General features: G+C 47.7%; 20 protein-coding genes. 17 read left to right on the forward strand and 3 right to left on the reverse strand.

From position 1 onward, the window contains the following. Nucleotides 1-538 precede the first annotated feature (538 nt). The 14 genes from BIZ37_RS00515 to BIZ37_RS00580 all read left to right on the forward strand — a co-directional run bounded on the left by BIZ37_RS00515 (nucleotide 539) and on the right by BIZ37_RS00580 (nucleotide 13611). Entirely contained in the window at nucleotides 539-1600 is a 1062-nt protein-coding gene (locus BIZ37_RS00515) for a PTS fructose transporter subunit EIIC (RefSeq protein WP_107300649.1), read from the forward strand. A gap of 22 nt (nucleotides 1601-1622) precedes the next feature. Then, entirely contained in the window at nucleotides 1623-1937 is a 315-nt protein-coding gene (locus tag BIZ37_RS00520) for a PTS fructose-like transporter subunit IIB (RefSeq protein ID WP_044620522.1), read from the forward strand. A gap of 239 nt (nucleotides 1938-2176) precedes the next feature. Further along, nucleotides 2177-3019, forward strand: coding sequence for a helix-turn-helix transcriptional regulator (locus BIZ37_RS00525; RefSeq protein WP_187459855.1), 843 nt, complete (start codon nucleotides 2177-2179; stop codon nucleotides 3017-3019). A gap of 286 nt (nucleotides 3020-3305) precedes the next feature. Continuing rightward, nucleotides 3306-3617, forward strand: coding sequence for a PTS fructose transporter subunit IIB (locus BIZ37_RS00530; protein WP_107300651.1), 312 nt, complete (start codon nucleotides 3306-3308; stop codon nucleotides 3615-3617). 19 nt (nucleotides 3618-3636) lie between these two features. Continuing rightward, nucleotides 3637-6138 (forward strand): phosphoenolpyruvate--protein phosphotransferase, encoded by a 2502-nt coding sequence (ptsP, locus tag BIZ37_RS00535; RefSeq protein ID WP_187459856.1) that lies wholly within the window; start codon nucleotides 3637-3639, stop codon nucleotides 6136-6138. A gap of 220 nt (nucleotides 6139-6358) precedes the next feature. Further along, on the forward strand, nucleotides 6359-7567 hold the full coding sequence (locus BIZ37_RS00540; protein WP_187459857.1) for an ABC transporter substrate-binding protein: 1209 nt from the start codon (nucleotides 6359-6361) through the stop codon (nucleotides 7565-7567). Then, nucleotides 7564-8655 (forward strand): FecCD family ABC transporter permease, encoded by a 1092-nt coding sequence (locus BIZ37_RS00545; RefSeq protein WP_370577280.1) that lies wholly within the window; start codon nucleotides 7564-7566, stop codon nucleotides 8653-8655. The genes BIZ37_RS00540 and BIZ37_RS00545 overlap by 4 nt, the downstream gene beginning before the upstream one ends. After that, nucleotides 8655-9401: an ABC transporter ATP-binding protein gene (locus tag BIZ37_RS00550; RefSeq protein WP_187459858.1), complete on the forward strand. Its 747-nt coding sequence runs from the start codon at nucleotides 8655-8657 to the stop codon at nucleotides 9399-9401. The genes BIZ37_RS00545 and BIZ37_RS00550 overlap by 1 nt, the downstream gene beginning before the upstream one ends. Nucleotides 9402-9688: 287 nt before the next feature. Continuing rightward, nucleotides 9689-10087: a DUF2170 family protein gene (locus tag BIZ37_RS00555; RefSeq protein ID WP_187459859.1), complete on the forward strand. Its 399-nt coding sequence runs from the start codon at nucleotides 9689-9691 to the stop codon at nucleotides 10085-10087. Further along, a complete protein-coding gene (locus BIZ37_RS00560) occupies nucleotides 10087-10773 on the forward strand; it encodes a PspA/IM30 family protein (protein WP_187459860.1) in 687 nt (228 codons plus the stop codon). Before BIZ37_RS00555 ends, BIZ37_RS00560 begins: the two co-directional genes overlap by 1 nt. A 23-nt stretch (nucleotides 10774-10796) precedes the next feature. Beyond that, on the forward strand, nucleotides 10797-11831 hold the full coding sequence (locus tag BIZ37_RS00565; RefSeq protein ID WP_187459861.1) for a potassium channel family protein: 1035 nt from the start codon (nucleotides 10797-10799) through the stop codon (nucleotides 11829-11831). Nucleotides 11832-11879: 48 nt separating this feature from the next. Further along, nucleotides 11880-12512, forward strand: coding sequence for a YjfK family protein (locus BIZ37_RS00570; RefSeq protein WP_187459862.1), 633 nt, complete (start codon nucleotides 11880-11882; stop codon nucleotides 12510-12512). Between the two features lie 33 nt (nucleotides 12513-12545). Then, nucleotides 12546-12962 carry a DUF350 domain-containing protein gene (locus tag BIZ37_RS00575; protein ID WP_187459863.1) on the forward strand — a complete coding sequence of 139 codons (417 nt, stop codon included), beginning with the start codon at nucleotides 12546-12548 and terminating at the stop codon, nucleotides 12960-12962. A gap of 10 nt (nucleotides 12963-12972) precedes the next feature. Further along, complete coding sequence (locus tag BIZ37_RS00580; RefSeq protein WP_187459864.1) at nucleotides 12973-13611, forward strand: DUF1190 family protein; 639 nt, start codon at nucleotides 12973-12975, stop codon at nucleotides 13609-13611. A 202-nt stretch (nucleotides 13612-13813) separates the two neighbouring features. Here BIZ37_RS00580 and BIZ37_RS00585 read toward each other — a convergent pair whose 3' ends face one another. Further along, on the reverse strand, nucleotides 13814-15247 hold the full coding sequence (locus BIZ37_RS00585) for a cytochrome-c peroxidase (protein ID WP_187459865.1): 1434 nt from the start codon (nucleotides 15245-15247) through the stop codon (nucleotides 13814-13816). A gap of 484 nt (nucleotides 15248-15731) precedes the next feature. Beyond that, nucleotides 15732-15926 (reverse strand): hypothetical protein, encoded by a 195-nt coding sequence (locus BIZ37_RS30235; RefSeq protein WP_222939533.1) that lies wholly within the window; start codon nucleotides 15924-15926, stop codon nucleotides 15732-15734. A gap of 126 nt (nucleotides 15927-16052) precedes the next feature. Here BIZ37_RS30235 and BIZ37_RS00590 point away from each other — a divergent pair, with 126 nt between their 5' ends. Beyond that, nucleotides 16053-16532: a hypothetical protein gene (locus tag BIZ37_RS00590; RefSeq protein WP_187459866.1), complete on the forward strand. Its 480-nt coding sequence runs from the start codon at nucleotides 16053-16055 to the stop codon at nucleotides 16530-16532. A 185-nt stretch (nucleotides 16533-16717) separates the two neighbouring features. Here the strand turns inward: BIZ37_RS00590 and BIZ37_RS00595 are convergent, their stop codons facing one another. Beyond that, entirely contained in the window at nucleotides 16718-17158 is a 441-nt protein-coding gene (locus BIZ37_RS00595) for a hypothetical protein (protein ID WP_187459867.1), read from the reverse strand. A gap of 413 nt (nucleotides 17159-17571) precedes the next feature. Here BIZ37_RS00595 and norV point away from each other — a divergent pair, with 413 nt between their 5' ends. Together norV and norW are read left to right on the forward strand one after the other, a co-directional pair. Continuing rightward, a complete protein-coding gene (gene norV / locus BIZ37_RS00600) occupies nucleotides 17572-19086 on the forward strand; it encodes an anaerobic nitric oxide reductase flavorubredoxin (protein WP_187459868.1) in 1515 nt (504 codons plus the stop codon). Then, a complete protein-coding gene (gene norW / locus BIZ37_RS00605) occupies nucleotides 19086-20234 on the forward strand; it encodes an NADH:flavorubredoxin reductase NorW (protein WP_187459869.1) in 1149 nt (382 codons plus the stop codon). Before norV ends, norW begins: the two co-directional genes overlap by 1 nt. Nucleotides 20235-20252 lie beyond the last annotated feature (18 nt).

Below are 20252 nucleotides of genomic sequence, written 5' to 3' on the forward strand. Positions count from 1 at the left end.
TAGGGATTTGAACCCTAGATACGCTATTAACGTATGCCGGTTTTCAAGACCGGTGCTTTCAACCACTCAGCCATCTCTCCGTAAGTGCGGCGTATATTAATCGTAAGGGCTGGGTTTGTAAACCCACCAATGATTCAAGTGCTTATATATTCAACAAAAACAGCAAATACCAGCAAGAAAACAGACTGTTTGACAGGATTTTCTCCGCTTCACCTCAGAAGTTGAACTCAATAACCCAATCACAGGCTGGATTTTCCCTCACCAACTGGATTTTTAATACATCACGCTCACGTTAACCTCCTTACAGACAGGATTTAGTGATCGCCCTCACTATTAGCCTGAGAGCTAAATCACATCTCATTTCGCAGGGTACAAAAGTCCAGCTAATGGCCTATTTATCCAATAGTTTCGTTGTATAGCCCGCCCCATAATTACAGCCAACCAGACAACAATATGTCTTAGAACATCGCTCAACCCTATTGCGTTGGCTGCCAAGCCAACTAAAAAAATAAACCATAAAAACATGGAGTAATTCACAATGAAAAGCCAACTGTCAGTGTTAAAAAGACACTTATTGACGGGTACCAGCCACATGCTCCCCTTCGTTGTCGCCGGTGGGGTATTACTTGCCCTGTCAGTGATGCTTGGGGGGAAAGGTGCCGTACCGGAAGGCGTATTCCTTGAAGGCCTATGGGATATGGGTATCGCAGGTTTTACCCTTTTTGTACCGGTACTCGGCGGCTATATTGCCTACTCGATTGCTGACCGCCCAGCATTAGCGCCAGGTATGATTGGCGCTTACCTCGCCAACCAAGTACAAGCTGGCTTCCTTGGTGCCATAGTCGTTGGTTTCATCGCAGGCTATGTTGTCCTGCAGCTTAAGCGTATTCCGTTGTCCAACAAGCTCAAAGCCATTTCAACCTACTTTATCCTGCCTATCGGCGGCACCTTTATTGTCTCTGGCTTGGTGATCTGGGTGATCGGCACACCCATCGCCATGGCGATGGAAAGCATGAACCTATGGCTTCAGGGTATGGCAGGTGCCTCCAAAGCCTTCTTAGGTATGGTGCTCGGCGGCATGACAGCCTTTGACATGGGTGGCCCAATCAACAAAGTCGCGACCTTGTTCGCCCAAACCCAAGTCGGAACCCAGCCATGGCTGATGGGCGGTGTTGGTATCGCTATCTGTGTGCCGCCATTGGGTATGTTCCTGGCAACATTGCTTTCACCGAAGCGCTACACCGACGAAGAGCGCGAAGCGGGTAAAGCCGCTGGCATTATGGGCTGTATCGGTATCACCGAAGGGGCAATTCCTTTTGCCGCTGCCGACCCGATGCGCGTGCTTCCATCTATCGTGGTTGGTGGTATGGTCGGTAACGTCGTCGGCTTCATGTTCAACGTTCTTAACCATGCGCCATGGGGTGGCCTGATTGTCCTACCCGTCGTGGACGGACGCGTGTTCTACATCGTCGGTATTGCCGCCGGTGCCCTGACCACCGCCCTAATGGTCAACGCTTTGAAAAAACCTATCGAACAACGTCAAGACGCCAAAGTTGAAGATGACTCGGCGGAAGACACCCTTGAATTAGATTTCGAATAACGATATTTCGGGAGAAAACAACATGAAACTACTAGGCGTAACATCTTGCCCATCCGGCGTTGCCCACACTTACATGGCAGCAGAAGCTCTAGAAACAGCCGCCAAAGCCAAAGGCTGGGAAGTCAAAATCGAAACCCAGGGCTCTATCGGAATTGAAAATGAAATCTTGTCAGCCGAAGTGGAGAATGCAGATATCGTTATCCTGACCAAAGATATCGCAATCAAAAATGAAGAGCGCTTCAAGGGCAAGAAAATCGTTCGGGTCGGAGTGGCAGATGCCGTGAAGAAAGCCCCGCAAATTATGGATAAAATCGAAGCGCACCTCGCTTCGGCTTAAATCCTCACAACAATGCCTTGGCCTTAAACAGCCAAGGCATTGGCACATAACGACGTCGAAAAATGATACCTACTCAACAGTTTACAGAATATCATTTCGAGGAGGTGGATATTAGAGTGGTATCATATAAACGGTTAGTCTTCAGCATCTTATACGTCTTCAGATAATGCGTTTTCAGAGCTAGCCTTTCTTTTTTGATAACACTACGCCAGTGGCGAGTGATTGGGTAGATGTAAACCATGAAGCAAACCTTCGCTGATCTCCTCGACAATGTCATTTCCGACAGTACTTCTTTTAATACCATCTGGTTTGCCGGCGATGATATCCCACCTCCCGAAGCCAGCTACCAGGTCAACTTTCCGCGTTTGGAACTGGTCTTCAATGGCCAGTACGAAAACTTACTGGAAAGCCCACAGCATCAAATTGAAAATATCCTACTCGGACCTGGTGATGCACTTTTTATCCCGGCCAACGCCTGGAACAAGCCGAGTTGGGACAAAGAGTGTTCGGTACTCAGCCTGCTCTTTGGCAAAAGCCAACTCGGCTTCAGCCTTGTCAGCAAGCATGAAAACGAGGAAGGCTTCTACGACGTGGTCAAATACAGTGTGCCGCAAAGAACCGGCCGGGCTATCGACCATATTCTGACTGCGCTATCTACCCTCGCCTACGAGAAGCAAAAGCAGCCTGCCGATAAGTTCCTATTGCTTGCACTGCTCAGTTATTGCAAAGACATGCTGGCCCAACCGTCAGAAGATACAAGCCGTCGCAGCGAAGACATGTTCAAGGGGATCTGTATTTACGTGCAGGAGAACTTCCACCGCAATATCAACCGTAATACCGTGGCGGCGCGTTTCAATATCTCACCGAACCATTTGTCGCGGCTTTTCCGGCAGGAGGGGCACATGCGATTTGCCGATTACATATCCTGGGTAAGGCTGGAGCGCGCCAAATTCATGCTCAAGCGCTACAACTTCCGCCTTGAAGAAGTGGCCCAGCGCTGCGGCTACCACGACCCCAATTATTTCTGCCGGGTATTCAAGCGCAAAACAGGGAAAACCCCGACAGAATATCGCTGCCATTAATGACAGCAGAAAGCTATGCCAAACAATGCCCCTAGGCAAGGTAGCCTTAAAAATGCTAATCCCAATAGGGAGTGGACCATGTATTACTGCTCCCTATCGGTTACACAAACCGCTCCCGACCGTTATTACACGGTAATCAAATAAGATCGACTGCAAAATGAGAGACTTATCACGCTTATAAATGGGCGCTACAAAAGTCCAGTAAAGGGTTGTTTTCTCTTCTACCGCCATCACTTGCCTCTCCTTATAGTAATGACATAAAGAGTTAAAACGATTGGAGAAAATGATGAGAGTGGTCGCAATTACAGCTTGCCCAACCGGTATTGCCCATACCTACATGGCCGCCGACAAATTGATCGAAACCGCCAAGAAACTCGGCATTAGCATCAAAGTTGAAACCCAGGGCGCCATGGGGATTGAAAACCGCCTCAGCGAACAAGATATCGCGCGGGCCGATGTCGTCGTACTCGCCGCCGATATTAATATCGAACAGAGTGCCCGATTCAAGAACCATCGTTGCCTCGAAGTCACTATCCAAGATGCCCTACAGCGTCCTCGCCGGGTATTCTCTCAATGTCAGCAGCTGTTAGCGCATTAATTACAAGGCAGTCGTACCCATGAAACACCAATTTGCTTTCCGTTGTGAACTACCCAATGGTATCCATGCCCGCCCGGCAACACATCTCGAAAAAGCCTGCGGCCGGTTTGATTGCCAAATTACACTAGTGAACCACCGCAACAATCACCAAGGTGATGCCAAAAGTATGTTGTCTCTTGTCGGCACAGATACGTTGTTCAATGATAACTGCATACTAATCTTCGAGGGCTCAGACAGCGAACAAGCCAGTCACGTGCTTGAAGGGTTTATTCACAACGAATTTCCCCATTGTGATGAAGCCCTCGCAACCGAAGACAATAACGAAGCGTTTCCACTGCCCCAATCACTAATGCGCCACCAGCCTACATTACTGCAAGGTAAGCGGCTTGCTTCTGGGTTAGGCCAAGGAAAACTCGTTAAATTTACCCACAGCGACCTCAACCGATTCGCCACAATAACAGACAATACGAGCTGCAACAGCGAGGCAGAACGCTTCTCCAATGCCCACCGGCAAGTTACCAAACACCTCTCTGAAACTGCAGCAACAGCATCCCTACAGCAAAAAGAAATACTGACCGCCCACCTTGCTATCTTAAACGACAGCAACTTTACCGGAGGCATCACCGAGCTACTGGGCAGCCACACCACAGCCAATGCCATCTTGGCGACAGTCGATAAGCTGAGTGCGCAGCTGGAGCAATCAACAAGTACCTACTTACGTGAAAGGGTTTTGGATATAAAGGATGTGGCAGAGCAGGTGCTGATAGCGGCCTATCCTGAAGCACAATGTCAGCGCGATTTTGAACTGACCGAGCCTTGCATCCTCTTTGCCAAAGACCTGACTCCGAGCCAGTTTATCGGTTTGGATAAACACTATTTGCAGGGGTTGGTACTTACTCATGCAGGTAGCACCTCACACACAGTGATCCTTGCGCGGGCTTTTGGCATCCCGACCCTATCAGGAATTACCGCCGAGCAGTGCCGATCAGCCTTGAATACACCCGTATATATTGACGCCCAGTTAAGCGTGCTTGCGACTGATTGCACCGAGCCTGTCCAGCGCTACTTCCAACGCGCAATCATGCTTAACCAGCAGGAACATAAGCAGAAACAGCAGTTTATCCACCAGCCAGCCATCACCAATGATGGCCATCATGTGGAAATTGCCGCAAACATTGCTTGCTCGGTAGAAGCCTCTGCTGCGTTTGCCAATGGCGCAGAGGGCATTGGCCTATTCAGAACCGAAATGCTGTTTATGGATCGCCAATCGGCCCCTGATGAAAATGAACAATTCGAACACTACAGCGAAGTACTAAAAGCCGCTAACGGAAAGCCTGTGATCATCCGTACTATGGATATCGGCGGCGACAAACCGATTGATTACCTCAATCTGCCCGATGAAACCAACCCGTTCTTAGGCTACCGTGCGGTTAGGATATACCCACAGTTCGCGCAATTGTTCCGCACCCAACTCCGGGCAATACTGCGCGCATCCGTCTTTGGCAACACCAAGATCATGATCCCGATGATCCAGAGCATCGAGGAGATCCGCTGGGTTAAGCAGCAACTGGAGTATGTCAAAGCCGAACTTGATAGCGACAACACCACGTACTCTTCCTCTGTACAGTTGGGGATCATGGTCGAGGTGCCTTCAGTGGCTTTTATCATTGATCAGTTCTGCCAAGAGGTCGATTTCTTCAGTATCGGCTCCAATGATATGACCCAGTACTTATTGGCTGTTGATCGGGATAACAACCAAGTTTCCCACCTCTACAACAGCCTGGCGCCCGCCTTCTTACGGATGCTAGGACAAGTTGTTAAAACAGCACACGATCACGGGCGCTGGGTCGGCCTATGCGGTGAGCTAGGTGCAGATACGCACGTATTGCCGCTGCTGGTCGGCGCCGGGCTTGATGAGATCAGCATGAGCGCACCTAAAATCCCCACGACAAAAGCTACCCTTAATGGCTTAACACTTGCCCATTGCCAGCAGTTGTTCGAACAAGCCTGCCAATGCCCGACTATCGCAGATGTCACCGCGCTACTCGATAAAGCATCAGCAACCGGGCAAGACAAGCCACTATTGGGTATCGATTGTGTATTCAAACATGCGGATTTTGCCAACAAAGAAGAGGCGGTACAGGCATTGGTCGGCAATTTAGGCGTACAAGGGCGTACTGACAACACCTATGCGTTAGAAGACGATATCTGGGCCCGTGAAGCAGTATTCTCAACCGGGCTCGGACACGGTTTTGCCATCCCGCATACTAAATCCGACAATATCCGCCATTCAAGCATCAGCATTGCCCAACTCAATTCACCAATTGACTGGCAATCCGATGCCGGCGATGTTGATTTCATCATCATGCTTACCCTCAACAAAGAACAAGGTGGCCAGCATATGCGGATCTTCTCCGGCTTGGCCCGCAAGCTGATCCACCAGGATTTTCGCGATAAGTTGAGAAACTGCGGTGATGAGGCAGCGATGATCCAGATGCTTGAACAAGAGCTCGCCTTATAACATCACTTTTCCCCAAGGAAAAACCTTAGCTTCCCCCTGATTCGTTCGGACGATCAGGGGGCTTTTTATTGACCATTACCCCTACAATAAAAATGGTAAATAGCTGACACATTTACATTATTTACAATTAGGGAAAATTATATTCCAATAAACGATATATAAAGTGATAAGTATTATCATTAGCATGGCGATTCATGTTTCTAACACATAATAATCACCAATGAATAAGTCACCCTTTTTGAGAACCTTGCTCACTTCTTCCGTTGTGCTTGCTTCGGCATGTGTTTCATCTGCTTCATTCGCTGATACCTTCCCAGTTACTGTGACTGATGTTGCAGGCCGAACCGTTACCATTGAGCAGCAACCACAGCATGTCGCCCTCTCTACCGGCCGTGTATTTCCGTTGTTGGAAATCATTTACCAGCAAGATGCGGCTGATCATCTCGTCGCTTGGCGCGATGACATGCGCCTCTCTGCGCCGAGCATGTATGCCAACTATATCAAGGATTATCCGGAACTGGCCGAGGCGATGAAAATCGGCAAAATCAAATCTGGGGAATTTGATGCCGAACGCTTTATCAATATGGATAACAAACCCGATGTGTTCGTGGTTGATATCTCCAACATTGCCCTTGCCAGGGAAAAAGGCCTACTCGACAAACTCGAAACGGCTGGCATCAAGGTGATTGCCATTGATTTCCGTGAAGATCCGATCAAAAACACTGTCAAATCTGTCACCAGTTTGGCTAAAGCACTAGGCAGAGAAGACCAAGGTGAGGCCTTTGCCGATTATTACCAACAGCACGTAAAAGCAATAGAGCAAACTGTTGCTAACTTGCCAAATAGCGAATCAAGCAAAACGGTATTTATCGAACGCGCAGCCGGTTACGACGGGTCATGCTGCCAGACATTTGCAACCGGTAACATGGGTGCCTATATCCCTTTCCTGAAGGCGACCAATATTGCTGATAAGCCACTGAAAGGGGCCATCACCGGTAAGATGTCACCGGAGAGCGTCATCGCCGCGAGGCCTGATGTCTACATTATGCAAACAACCGGATGGATTGATAAAAAAGGCAATGCAACCGCCGGGATACCTCTGGGTTACTCCCCTATCAATGAGGAAGCAATCAGCAAGGCTACCCAATCCCTCATGGGTAGATCTTGGCTGGAAGCCGTCAACGGCTACCAGAGCAAGGATGTGTATTCCATCTATATGCCATTTTACAACTCGCCGTATAACCTAGTTGCAATGGAATACTTCGCCAAGTGGATCCATCCGGATCAATTTGCTTCTTTGGATCCCGAGAAAACCTTCGAAGAGATGAACCTCCGTTTTGCCAACCGCCAAGCCAGCGGCACTTTTGGCCAAAACAACTTTGAGGCTATTTCCAAGGGCGCTTCAGAGTCAAAAGGAGCGGCGAAGTGAGTGAGGTAGCCTTTTCTCAAGCTACGTCCGTCGAAAAAGCAGGCAGCCCCATTGCGGCTGCCCTGCATCAACACCGGGCGCGTAACCAAAAGAAGAAAATCGCACTGGCCGGCTTTTTTATCCTCAGTCTGGTATGTGTGGTTGCCGACATCCTAATAGGCTCACAAGGCCTGACATTAACCCAAGTATTGGCTGGGATCTTCCATCCAGCCGCTAGCGATATTGCCAGCAGGGTGATTATCTGGGATATCCGAATGCCAATGTCGCTAATGGCCCCATTGGTTGGTGGAGCATTGGCATTGGCCGGTGCACAGATGCAGACAACCCTAAGCAACCCACTTGCCGATCCCTACACTTTTGGTGTGTCCGCAGCCGCAGGATTTGGCGCATCGCTAGTAATCACCAATATCGTCGCAATTCCGTTTATCCCGGTTGAATATCAGGTCGCAGTGATGGCCTTTGTCATGTGCTTACTGACCACCTTTATGATTGCCGGAATTTCCTCGGTAAAACGGGTTTCTATCGAAGGTGTCATGCTGTTTGGTGTAGCTATCATGTTTGCCTACGACAGTATGCTGACCATGATGCAGTACATCGCGACCGAAACACAGTTGCAAACCTTGGTCTTCTGGCAAATGGGCTCACTCGACCGGGGTAGCTGGGAAAAGATCACCGTGTTAGCGATTGTACTTCCTGTGGTGCTTGGCATCATGATGAAAGATGCCTGGCAGCTATCATCGCTTAAAATTGGCCAAGAGCGGGCTGAATCGATGGGTATCAATGTCAATCGCCTAAGGATCAAAACCTTACTGCTGGTCTCGCTAATCACTTCCCTATCTGTATCATTCGTCGGTGCAGTCGGTTTTGTCGGCTTGGTTGCGCCTCATATTGCCCGCATGGTTCTGGGTGAAGATCAACGCTTCTTCCTACCCGCCTCTTTTTTACTCGGCTCTGTGCTGTTGGGCTTGGCGTCTATTGCTAGCAAAACCATCATGCCGGGGATCATCCTGCCACTCACTGTCGTGATGTCGATGGTGGGTATTCCGTTCTTCATCTTCTTGATCATCAAAAAAGGCGGAAAGTTCTGATGGCATTAAATATCAATAATCTGTCTGTATCATATGGTCAGCAGAAAGTGTTAGATGACTTGTCGTTGCCAACAATAGAACCCGGCGAAATGGTGTCTTTGATCGGAAAAAACGGTGCAGGAAAATCCACCGTGCTCAAGCAGATGACCAAGCTCATCAAGCGAGATCCCCACTGTTTTTCTTGGCAGGGTAACCCCCTTGCATTGGACGATATCGGGTATCTACCACAGGATCATAGGATCAATGCCTGTATTACCGTGGTTGAACTGCTCATCACCACCATGCACGTCGGCGTCAGTTCGCTGTTTACCCGCGCCAACAGTGCCGAAAAAGCACTGGCTTTGCTCGACAATATTGGGGTTTTGCACTTGGCCAATAAAGTCTGCACTGAATTATCAGGGGGCGAAAGCCAGATGGTTGGTTTGGCCCAGGCGGTGATCAATCAACCCAAAGTGCTTGTTCTCGATGAACCAACTGCCGCTTTGGATATGAATAACCAACTGAAGTTCTTGGAATATGTTAAGGGCTACACCCGCCATCATGCTGCATGCGTCCTGATGGTGGTACACGACCTGAACCTGGCAATCCAATATTCCGATAAAGTGGCGGCGCTGCATCAAGGCAAACTCTTCACCTTTGGCGACCCGCAGCAGATTATCGACCAACAGTTGATCCGCGATGTGTTTGATGTCAACTCAGCCATCATTGAACTCAATGAAACCCCGGTGGTGGTGGTACAGCCCTAGCCAATCAAAATACTCGAACCTCGGTTATTGTGAATATTCCTTCCTAATGACCGTTATCTATCCCCGGTTTTACTCTCTCTAAGATGGAGATAAACCGGGGAATGTTGCGCCATAGTTCTTCACCTTACCGAGTTTTTACTCACTAACACAGCGACCGCAGCGGCATAAATCAGCTCACAAAAACACAACAAAAAAACAGCATTTCATGGTAATTGAACAATTTAACCTCATAATAAGAGTAGATTTTTCATTCTATTCGCTGACACCTAAACCAAAAGGTAGCAACTATGACGTGGCAAGTTTCTGAACTGATCCCACTTCTCAGTGAGCACGAAGGCTGGGAAGTAGAACAAAATGACCAAACGTTGGTCCTTCGCAACGAAGACAATATCGAAGCTTTTCTGGCTGTTTCCGGCGAGCAAATTCTGGTTGAGGTGCTGCTGTTCCCGGCAGAGCAGGTAAACGACATTGCCTCGCTCAACAACGACATCTTGCGTACCCACAAGATGTTCCCGCTATCGACTATCGGCATCAATGAGATTGCTGGCAACGACTACTATGTTGCATTCGGTTCGCTGTCTTCCCAGTCCAAAGCAGAAAGCATTGTGATTGAGGTTGCTACTCTTTTCCGCAATGTCGAAGCCTTTATCGAGCTATACCAAGATCACCTCAAGGAGGTTGCGTAATGAGTGTCTGGAAGAAACTGTTCACCGCTATCAAAGGCGGGGTAAATGAAACCGCTGAAGCGGTTGCCGACAACCAAGCTCTACGTATCCTCGATCAGGAGATCCGCGAAGCCAAACAGGAACTACGCCGCTCTGACGAAGCCTTGGTCAGCATCGTTGCCAAGCGCAAGATGTCACAGCAGAAAGTCGATGGTTTCCAGCAGGGTATCGAAGAGTACGAGGGCCATGCCCGGGGGGCGATGGAGAAAGGCCAGCAAGATCTTGCCCTTGAGTGCGCACAAAAGGTTGCTGAGCTGCGCAACGAACAGCAAGCAGAACAAACCTACCTCGACCAGTTTGTTGCCTCTGAACAAAAGATGCGTACCAATATCAGCCAAGCCAAAGACAAGTTGCGCCAACTAGAGCAGCAAGTAGATGTGGTCAAGGCCAACGAAGCGGTGCAAAAAGCCCAGTCTGCGGTATCGGCAACCAATGTTGGTGCCAATGCCAAGATGCACACAGCAGTCGAATCACTTGAGCGTATCAAGCAACGTCAGGCCGAAAAATCGGCACAACTTGAAGCTGCTGCTGAAATGGCAGAAGAACAATCGGGCAGTAGCCTCGACAAAAAACTGGCCGACGCGGGGATCACTGCAGGCAAGCAGTCTTCTGCAGAAGATGAACTAAAGCGTATCTTGGGCCAGTAATCGCAGTTTGATAAGGAGGTTGTATGTCATTGTGGCTTGTATTCCGGCGCTGGGCAGCTCAGCATTTCCATGCGCTAAGTGGCAGAAACCTCCTCCTGTTAGTAATTGGCTATACCGTTGTCAGTTATATCCTGCTCTTTGCTGTAGGTGAGTCCGCACTCATACAAAGCCCAACCGACTTCTTGTATTACCTGGTGGTCAGTGCCTCTACAGTAGGTTACGGCGATATGTCGCCAACAACTGTGGCCGGAAAATGGATCGTGATGCTGTTTGTGATCCCAGGCGGTTTGGGTCTATTTGCCTTGGCGGTTGGCCGAGTCGCCAGTGTATTTATTGATTACTGGAAACAGGGGCTGTTAGGCCGGAGGAAAGTATCGGTGGAAAACCACATTCTGGTGCTAGGGTGGAACGAGCAGCGTACCCTGCACCTGATTAAAATGCTGCAATACGAAGAAAAAGGCCACCGCGCCATCGTGCTCTGTGTTCGCCCGGATATCGAAAACCCGCTTCCCGGCGAGATAGAATTCGTCCGCACACCCAGCTTTACCGACAGCCAGTCAATGGTAAGAGCTGGGGTCGACACTGCCAGTTGCATTGTCATCGACAACAGCGAAGATGACGTTACCTTGTCGGCGGCTTTGTTCTGTGCCAACCAAAACCCCAACGCCCATATCTTGGCTTACTTCAACGATGAGTCATTGAGTGATTTGCTCAAGCATCACTGCCCTAACGTGGAATGTATTCCGTCAGTGGCTGTCGAGATGCTGGCGAAAGCTGCAATCGACCCTGGCTCAAGTGAACTGCACCACGAACTACTTAGCACCCACAAAGGGATGACCCAGTACGCAGTGCAATTCCCGACAGACTCAAAACCAAGCAAGGTTGCTCCACTGTTCAACGGCTTCAAACAGCAATATGAAGCTATCCTTATTGCCATCGATACAGGCAAAGGCGTGGAGTTAAATCCGCCACTTGAGCGTGACGTCCCGCCCGGTGCCAAGCTGTTTTATATTGCCGACGAGCGTGTAGATCAAATTGACTGGTCAAAGTGCACCTAGCAAGCATCAAGGCATCAATTAACAGCACCAGACAACACGGGAGTGTTTATGTTTGACTGGTTCAAGAAAAAACAACCACAGGCTGCGGCCCCGAGCAGTCCAGAAATCCTAGGATTAAGGCTCGGCGGCGCTTTCGAACTCGATGACCTTAAATTGCGGTTAATCGAGCCAGACCTGATTATCGAAGGCGCCTCGCGTACCCAACTCATCAAAGCCGTTGGTGAAGTCCACCTCGACGAGCAAACCCGCCTGCTGCGCTATTACACCGATGATGATGGCTTTATCCAAGTCTTGACCCACGGTACAACCGAAGCCGATGTCAGCGAGGTTAAGCTCTATTACTTTTACGAATCGCGCCCTATCGATACCCAGAGCCAGTGGCAGCATTTGCTCGATCATGAAATCGTCAAACCGAATTGGGAGCTAGAAGGCTTTCAGTTCGACAAAGTCTGGGAGAACTCCCGTCCCGTTGCTATGACAGAGAAAACCTGGCTTGAGAACGGCAGCATCAGTGAAACCGATCAGTTTGTCATGATATACGAGCGCGACACCGGTAACGGGCAGTTCGAATCCCTTCTTGTTGCCGGCGAGGAGAAAATCTACCGCAACCAAGCCGAGCGCTGCGTCGCTATCAGTACCGGGTTCGACTTATCACCCACAGATTTCAAGCTAATAGGCTAACATTCAATTGTTTAGACAAAGAATAGGATTAACATGGAAGTATTTACTAACTCACTTGCCGGCCTAGGCGCATTTCTTCTTTACTTTGCCCTATCGCTGGCGTTCCTAATGGTATTCAAATTCGTCTACGTCCGCTTCACCCCACATGATGAGTGGAAGCTGGTTAAAGAAGAGCAGAATATCGCAGCAGCAATAGGCCTGTCCGGTTCTATCATTGGCTACTGTCTCGCTATCGCCGGTGCTGCCAGTAATTCGGTTAACCTGATTGATTTCGCGATTTGGGGTATCGTAGCCCTGTTCGCCCAGTTAATTGCCTTTGCGATTTTACGTTTCGGCTTCATGCCTAAAATTGTCGAGCGTATCGAAGCGGGCGAGATCCCTGCTGGTATCGTCATGGCGGCCACATCGGTGTCTGTTGGCCTGCTCAATGCCGCCTGTATGACATACTAAGGGGGACGCCATGAAACGCAGTAAACATGTCGTTCTCGCCAGTATGAAGAAGAACTGGCGTCCGATCTCAATTGGCTCAATGGCTGCTCCCATGACCGCAGTGTTTGCAACAGCTGTGCTCTCCGGTTGCAGCGACAGCAACGAAGATGCAGTTATCTATGAATCGCTCAATGATTGTGTGGATGACAACCCGAACTACACCGAAGAGTGCAAAGCCGCATACCAATTTGCCTTGCAGGAAGCGTCCCGCACTGCGCCAAAGTACAACTCCCGCTACGATTGCGAAGCAGAGTTCGGTACCAATGCCTGTATGCAGCCGCAAGGAAATAACTGGTTTATGCCTGCTATGGCGGGGTTCATGTTTGCAAGAATGTTAGACAGGGATCGCGGTGGCTATTATTCGCAGCCAATGTTCCGCTCCTACTACCCCGGCAGTATTTTTTACGACCGCTGGACCACTGCCGATGGCTATGACTACGGCAAAAGCGGTTACAAGAACACCAAGGTACGGGTAGGCAAAGATCAGATGAAACCTAAGCCCACTGTCAGTCGCACGATTTCTCGCGGTGGTTTTGGTTCAACAGTGTCAGCAAAATCAGGTTGGAGCAGCAGCCGCTCTTCGAGTGGAAGCAAAGGGTGGGGAGGCTAAGCAGCCTATCTCTCATCACAACATCACTTTTTGAAAAGAAGCCAATCAATTCTCATCAAAAAGTGAAATACGATCTGATCGACTAACTCGCCTCCCGCGTAGTTAACAATGACAAGTTCATATCTCGTCAATTTGTTCCTTTCATTACAACCTGCACATCCTTGTTGCAGGTTTTTTTTGTCTAGACGTTGCTTCCTTTTTCCTATGGTGCAGGCTGATCACCATCGTCAGCCTTCGCTTCAGCGGCTTTCTCTTCTAATGCCTGAAGCTGCCCTTCCACCGTATTCGGGAAAAATGGATCGTGATAAATCGGATTACTAAGGAATCCCTCATCCGTCAAAGCTTCCATGAAGGCCACTAGCGCTTCTTTTTCTTCCTGGGTCAAATTCATTCTTATTGGCCGGCCACCAACCTGACCATTACTAGTCAGATCAGGGCTCAATATACGATGGCGTTGGATACCACTGTTGTAGAACTCAACCACATCCATCAGGGTGGCAAACCGTCCATCGTGCATGTAAGGCGCACCTACGCCAATATTGCGTAGTGAGGGCGACTTAAAGAAGCCATTACCTGCCCCTTGATCGCTGCTGGTATCCGAATCCAAGCCATTGACGTGAGCCTGATCCATAGAATGTGCACTCGTTTGGTGGCAAGCTATACAACCCAATGAACTACGCTCAGGGCCGGGGAACCCAGAGAATAACCTCAGCCCAAGCATTTCCTTCTCATTGAACACCGCTTCAAAATCCGGCTCATCCCATTCACCCGCAGTGAAAGCCTGATCATATTTTGATTCATAGGAAACCATAGTACGGATAAACTGGGCTAAGGCCCTGGAAATCCTATCACTGGTGATCGCCTCATCACCAAATGCCTCGGTAAACAAATCGGCGTAGAAGCTCGTTGCCGCCATTTTCACTTCCAGATCGAACAAGTTCATCCCCATTTCGATAGGATCCTGAATGGGCATCAGCACTTGTTCTTCAAGGGTATCGGCCCGCTCATCCCAAAAAAACTTGCCATTCCGGTAGTAAGTAGCATTAGTCAGGCTCATGGAATGACGACCGGTCTTGCCGCCATCGAAACCATCACTAAAGACTTTGGGATCGGTAAAACCATTTTCTTGGATATGACAAGATGCACAAGACACGGAATTGTTCGCCGAAAGACGGACATCGTAAAAAATAACCCGCCCTAAGTTCGCCCCAGCATTGGAAACCTTGTTATCAAATGGGGTGTTATTCTGCGAGTCAACATTACCAAACGGCGAAGTAATTCGGGTGTAATACTTCGGCTGTGCCGTTAAGTATGCTTCATAGTCATGACTCGCCGATAAATCAGGTAACGGCAAACCATCGATGTCCAGTTTAGCTTCCGGAGGGGGCGGCGGCGGTGGTTCGTTAACCGCCCCATCATCCTCGCCTGAAGGCGGATTTACAGGGTTACCGTCTTCTGGTGATCCTTCCGTAGGAGAATCTTCAGAAGGTGGTGTCTCTGCTGGGCCTTGGACCACCTCGGTCCCTTCAGTCCCCGCAGAACTTGACCCTAATGAACCCTCATCATCAGAATCTTCACGACAAGCAGTGACCGTCGCAATCAATGCAACAGCCAATAAGTAACGGGAGGTATTCATATAACACTCCAACCTAGCCAAATGGTTTATTTTTTTATGGGCAGCTTCTTTTTATTTTTTGACTGCCGTTATTTGTGAGAATGGAGATTCCATTCACATCAATTATCTAAAAGCCTAACACCCTAGAAGGTTCTTGTTTCTGACACGTGAGAAAAAACCAATGACAGCAGTAAGTTAATGACAAATCCAATATAGGCCAGTTCAAATAAGCGCAATAAATTCGAGCAGTTTAAGCAAATAAATACAATCGCTAAAAGACACTTATTCGCCTAAATAAGAAGTTAATAACAATGTATAGGTAATAGCAGGCATGTGAAAATACATTGATATTATTGTGTTAAATAGCAACTTTTTTAACTCAAAACAATTATCAACAGACGCCAATATGAATTAAATCAAGTTCGAGGCACTTTTCATTTAACCTCTTAAATCTATCTCCACAATATCTACGCACCTGTACGAAGGTTAAAATCCAACCAGTAAGTTAGCTCCAATGACAGTGCTCTTGGACTTTTGGCAGTTCTTTTAGCAACCCAGAGGTATCAAACGTTACCCTGTGGGCACCATTATCATCAAAATGAACAACTGGCTTATCAGGTCGAACGATGTCTTCAATGAGTAGAGTATTCTTACCGCCAGCAAACATGGCTTTATGGTCAGTGGATAATCTAGGTGACACAGGCTAGCGAGTGAAGTTCCATCACTGTTAGAAAATTAATCTGCCAATATTGAAAACTAACGTTTCTGGCAATAACAAGCACGATCAATATAATGCTTGCAATATATAACTTATTGAGAATAAATAATGAAAAAACTACTTGTTGCTGCCTCATTGTCAGCAGTCATTCTTACTGGTTGCGCATCTATTGTTAGTGATAGCAAATACCCTGTCTCTGTAGGTAGCTCTCCAAGTTCAGCTCACTTTGTTATCAAAAATGAAAATGGTCGCATCATTCATGAAGGTCGCACACCAGCAACCATCACCTTGAATGCGTCTAATGGCTATTTTGATGGCGCTGACTATACCATTATTTATGACAAGGATGGCTTCGAACCTGTTACCCAGACTATCACTAGTTCAGTGGATGGTTGGTACGCTGGCGGCAATATTCTCTTTGGTGGTCTGATTGGTTGGTTAGTCGTTGACCCTGCAACCGGCGCGATGTGGAAGCTACCGGCAGAAGACAGTGCGACACTGCCTGCTCTATCTGAAGGTGAAGTAAAAATGGTATCAATTAATCAGCTAGATAAAAATCAAAAAGCTTCTCTTGAAAAGCTGAACTGATACTAGCAAAGTCCATTAGATGTACCCAGTTGACAAATAAATCGCAACGTTTGTAGCGCTCGTGGTTTATTTTTTGTATCGACGATTACAGTTAAACTGATGAATTGGTCACATTTAAAACATGTGGCCGTCATTGAATCATTAGCTACATAGTTAACGCCAGAAATAACACCCTCTTAAGTGTTTCACCGACTTATAAACTTAATGATAGCGCTCCTTGAAACGTTGATGGCTATTAATGTTTTGTTTCTTGAGCCATTTAATAATCTACCGTCTACGACGAACTTATTCGAGTTCAGCAGGCTAACCACTAAGCCACCAGCAGTTATGGAATCTAGGTGGAATGTTTTTGTTAAATATTCATCCGTGATCCACCCCAAGTCTGTTGATAGCATCCATCTACCAATAGCATCAACAAGTTCATCGTTACCTTCTTTGGTCACTTCATGAGAACCATTTATCAGCGAGATCACATGTAGGCGAAGTAGCTCTAAACCATGGCCATTAAATTCATTTAGCATTTCTTTCCCCCCTAAAGAAAAACAAAAGCCCCAACCATCACTGGCTAGGGCTAATGCCTGACGAGATACAAGCGTAGATTTCGGGTTGCAATAGAAATACCCCAAGTATCAAGTCTTCCTTTCCGTTTGGATATATGTCGAACTTCACGTCTCAGCGTCAAGTGCAGAGCCATCTTAGGCCTGAGTACCAGGCACCGCAACACAGGCATTTGAAACTTATGTTTTCAGCATTTGTGAATGGTTCTCATCTAAAGCTGTGATATTCGCGTGTGCGTGTTGGTATCTGCCGAAAACCGTTGGTATTGTTTTTTTACTACACAGTGTCAATTTGACAATCTAACTGTCATTTTAACAGTTTTTCTTATTGTTATAATGACTATCATTTTTTATCTAACCTGCTGAAATGCTTATAAAACACACACGCAAACCTTTGCGTTTGCGTTTTTAAAAGTTGGCACGGCTGATGCAATACCCTGAGCAGATTTACACATATCAGAATCATCAAGGTAAAAGTCGTTATGAACATTCAAGTTAAAAACAATGTTAAGTGGGTTGGTATCAAAGACTGGGAAACAGAATACTTCCACGGTACTGAGTACAAGATGGGTCGTGGTACTTCTTACAACAGCTACCTGATCCAAGAAGAAAAGACTGTTCTAATCGACACTGTAGATCATAAGTTCGATGAGCAATTCATTGCTAACCTGGAACAAGAAATTGATCTCAACCAAATTGATTACATCATCACCCAACACGCAGAGCATGACCACGCTGGCGCGCTCTCTACGCTAATGGCGAAGATTCCAAACACACCTATCTACTGTACTGAAGCCGGCGTTAACAGCATCATTGGTCATCACCACCAGCCAGACTGGGATTTCCGTGTCGTTAAGACTGGTGACACACTGGATATTGGTAACGGCAAGGCACTTGTCTTTGTAGAAATGAAGATGCTGCACTGGCCTGACTCTATGGCTACCTATATGACTGGCGACAACATCCTATTCTCAAACGATGCATTCGGTCAGCATTACTGTGATGAACACCTCTTCAATGATGAGATGAACCAAACCGAGCTATTTGACGAATGCCAGCGTTACTTCTCAAACATCCTGACTCCATTCGCGCCGCTGGTTAAGGCAAAAATCGAAGAGGTGCTAGCCCTTGGCGTGCCAATCGACATCATTGCTACCTCCCATGGTTGTATCTGGCGTGAAAACGCAACGCAAATCGTTGAGAAATACTACGAGTGGTCACAGGCATATAAAGAAGATCACATCACAATTGTTTATGACAGCATGAGTGGTAACACACGAATGATGGCAGATGCTGTTGCTAAGGGTATTCGTAGTGAAAGCCCTAACACCGCCATTAAGATCTACAACGTATCTCGCAGCGATAAAAACGTAGTTCTAGCTAGCATATTCCGTTCTAAGGGTGTGTTAGTGGGTAGTTCAACCATGAACAACGTTATGATGCCTAAAGTAGCAGCCCTGCTTGAGGAAGTGCACGGCCTTCGCTTTAAAGAGAAAGCTGCTGCTGCATTTGGTTCATCTGGCTGGACAGGTGGTGCTGTTAAACGTATTGATGCCCGCCTTCATGAAGCCGGTTTTAACGTGGAGGAGCCTCTTCACCTACACTGGAAGCCAGATACAAACGGCATTGAAGCCTGCGTAGAATATGGTGTGGCCCTCGCTAAAGCCTGGAACGACCAGAATGTTGTCGCTGCTGACATGGGTGAGAAGCCTCAAGATGCGGAGGTCGTTACTAGCCAAACCGTTGAAGAACCGCAATCTAAAGCAGCTACTGTTGCAGAACCTGCACCCGTAGAGCCTAAAGAAGAAGCCAAGGAGGGCGAACACGGTGATGACTGTACTTGCTTTCTCTGCACCGTCTGCAATTGGATCTATGATCCGAAACTTGGTGAACCGAATCAAAATGTAGCTCCAGGTACTCCATGGCAAGATGTTCCTGATTGGTTCCTATGCCCTGAGTGCGGTATCGGCAAAGAAGTCTTTGTGGAGGTCAAGTAATGGCCTACCCAATTATCATCATCGGGAGCGGCTTTGCTGCCCTACAGACAGTCAAAATGCTACGTCGTACTGGCTGCACCGAGAGCATTGAACTCTTCACAGCCGGTAATGGCTGCGAATACAGCAAGCCTGACTTAAGCCATGTATTTAGCAAAGATCAGTGGCCTGAAGAGCTAGCTTCCAGCACTGCCCGTGAATTGGAAGAAGAGCATGGTATCAAGGTTCACACCAATACTTATGTGCAAAATATTAATCACGAAGCACACACTATCAAGGCTAATGACCAGTTCTATACTTATTCGAAGCTTGTCATTGCCACAGGGGCAAGCACATTCGTTCCACCTATTAAGGGAATTGATGAAAGCATCGTTGCAACCCTGAATAGCCTTGAAGAGTTCAAAGCAAACAAGCTAAAGATAGACGAGGCAGATCATGTCTCCGTTATCGGTGGCGGCCTTATTGGCGTTGAACTTGCTTTAGACCTTGCGAAGGTCGGTAAGAAAGTAACCATTATTGAGCCATCATCTCATCTATTATCTTCTTTGATTCCTGATTTCGTAGCGGCAGAGCTACAGAAATCATTGTCAGAGTTTGACATTAAGGTACTAACAAACAGCCTGGTAGAAAAAGCACTGAGTAACGGCAACGGTACAATGCTATTCACCAACCAAGACGTAGCTGTTTATAGTGACGTCGTTCTTAGCGCGGCTGGCGTTCGCCCTAATATCTCCCTGGCTACAGAGTCAGGGATTGCAACAAATCAGGGGATTGTCGTTAATGAAGAGATGAAGACGAGTGCACCAGATGTATTCGCAATTGGGGATTGTGCCGAGATTAACGGGCGTGTTTTAGCATTCCTCCAACCGGCAGTTATGTCTGCTAGTGTCATCGCTAACCAGATAGGTGGTGGCTCATCCACTCTTCGCCTGCCAAACATGATGGTGAAGGTAAAGACACCCGAATATCCAATTCAGCTAGCAGGCAATTCTGTGCAAGGAGCGGCGAAATGGACTGCTGATATTCAAGTTGGTGGAATGCTCGTGAAGAGCTATGACAAGGAAGATAAGCTTACTGGCTTTATCTGTACGGGTGAACAAGCCAGTCAAGCTTTCCCTATGTTGAGGGAGCTAAATACTGCAAACAACTAGGTATGTAAAGATTACCTG

It is taken from the genome of Photobacterium sp. BZF1, assembly GCF_014349205.1.
Lineage (GTDB): Bacteria > Pseudomonadota > Gammaproteobacteria > Enterobacterales > Vibrionaceae > Photobacterium.

Coding starts and splice junctions, on each gene's coding strand:
- BIZ37_RS00525 (WP_187459855.1), top strand. CDS start 2,177: ATGAAGCAAACCTTCGCTGATCTCCTCGACAATGTCATTTCCGACAGT.
- BIZ37_RS00515 (WP_107300649.1), top strand. CDS start 539: ATGAAAAGCCAACTGTCAGTGTTAAAAAGACACTTATTGACGGGTACC.
- norW (WP_187459869.1), top strand. CDS start 19,086: ATGGCCTACCCAATTATCATCATCGGGAGCGGCTTTGCTGCCCTACAG.
- BIZ37_RS00530 (WP_107300651.1), top strand. CDS start 3,306: ATGAGAGTGGTCGCAATTACAGCTTGCCCAACCGGTATTGCCCATACC.
- BIZ37_RS00575 (WP_187459863.1), top strand. CDS start 12,546: ATGGAAGTATTTACTAACTCACTTGCCGGCCTAGGCGCATTTCTTCTT.
- BIZ37_RS00540 (WP_187459857.1), top strand. CDS start 6,359: ATGAATAAGTCACCCTTTTTGAGAACCTTGCTCACTTCTTCCGTTGTG.
- BIZ37_RS00550 (WP_187459858.1), top strand. CDS start 8,655: ATGGCATTAAATATCAATAATCTGTCTGTATCATATGGTCAGCAGAAA.
- BIZ37_RS00555 (WP_187459859.1), top strand. CDS start 9,689: ATGACGTGGCAAGTTTCTGAACTGATCCCACTTCTCAGTGAGCACGAA.
- BIZ37_RS00560 (WP_187459860.1), top strand. CDS start 10,087: ATGAGTGTCTGGAAGAAACTGTTCACCGCTATCAAAGGCGGGGTAAAT.
- BIZ37_RS00565 (WP_187459861.1), top strand. CDS start 10,797: ATGTCATTGTGGCTTGTATTCCGGCGCTGGGCAGCTCAGCATTTCCAT.
- BIZ37_RS00585 (WP_187459865.1), bottom strand. CDS start 15,247: ATGAATACCTCCCGTTACTTATTGGCTGTTGCATTGATTGCGACGGTC.
- BIZ37_RS00570 (WP_187459862.1), top strand. CDS start 11,880: ATGTTTGACTGGTTCAAGAAAAAACAACCACAGGCTGCGGCCCCGAGC.
- BIZ37_RS00520 (WP_044620522.1), top strand. CDS start 1,623: ATGAAACTACTAGGCGTAACATCTTGCCCATCCGGCGTTGCCCACACT.
- norV (WP_187459868.1), top strand. CDS start 17,572: ATGAACATTCAAGTTAAAAACAATGTTAAGTGGGTTGGTATCAAAGAC.
- ptsP (WP_187459856.1), top strand. CDS start 3,637: ATGAAACACCAATTTGCTTTCCGTTGTGAACTACCCAATGGTATCCAT.
- BIZ37_RS00590 (WP_187459866.1), top strand. CDS start 16,053: ATGAAAAAACTACTTGTTGCTGCCTCATTGTCAGCAGTCATTCTTACT.
- BIZ37_RS00580 (WP_187459864.1), top strand. CDS start 12,973: ATGAAACGCAGTAAACATGTCGTTCTCGCCAGTATGAAGAAGAACTGG.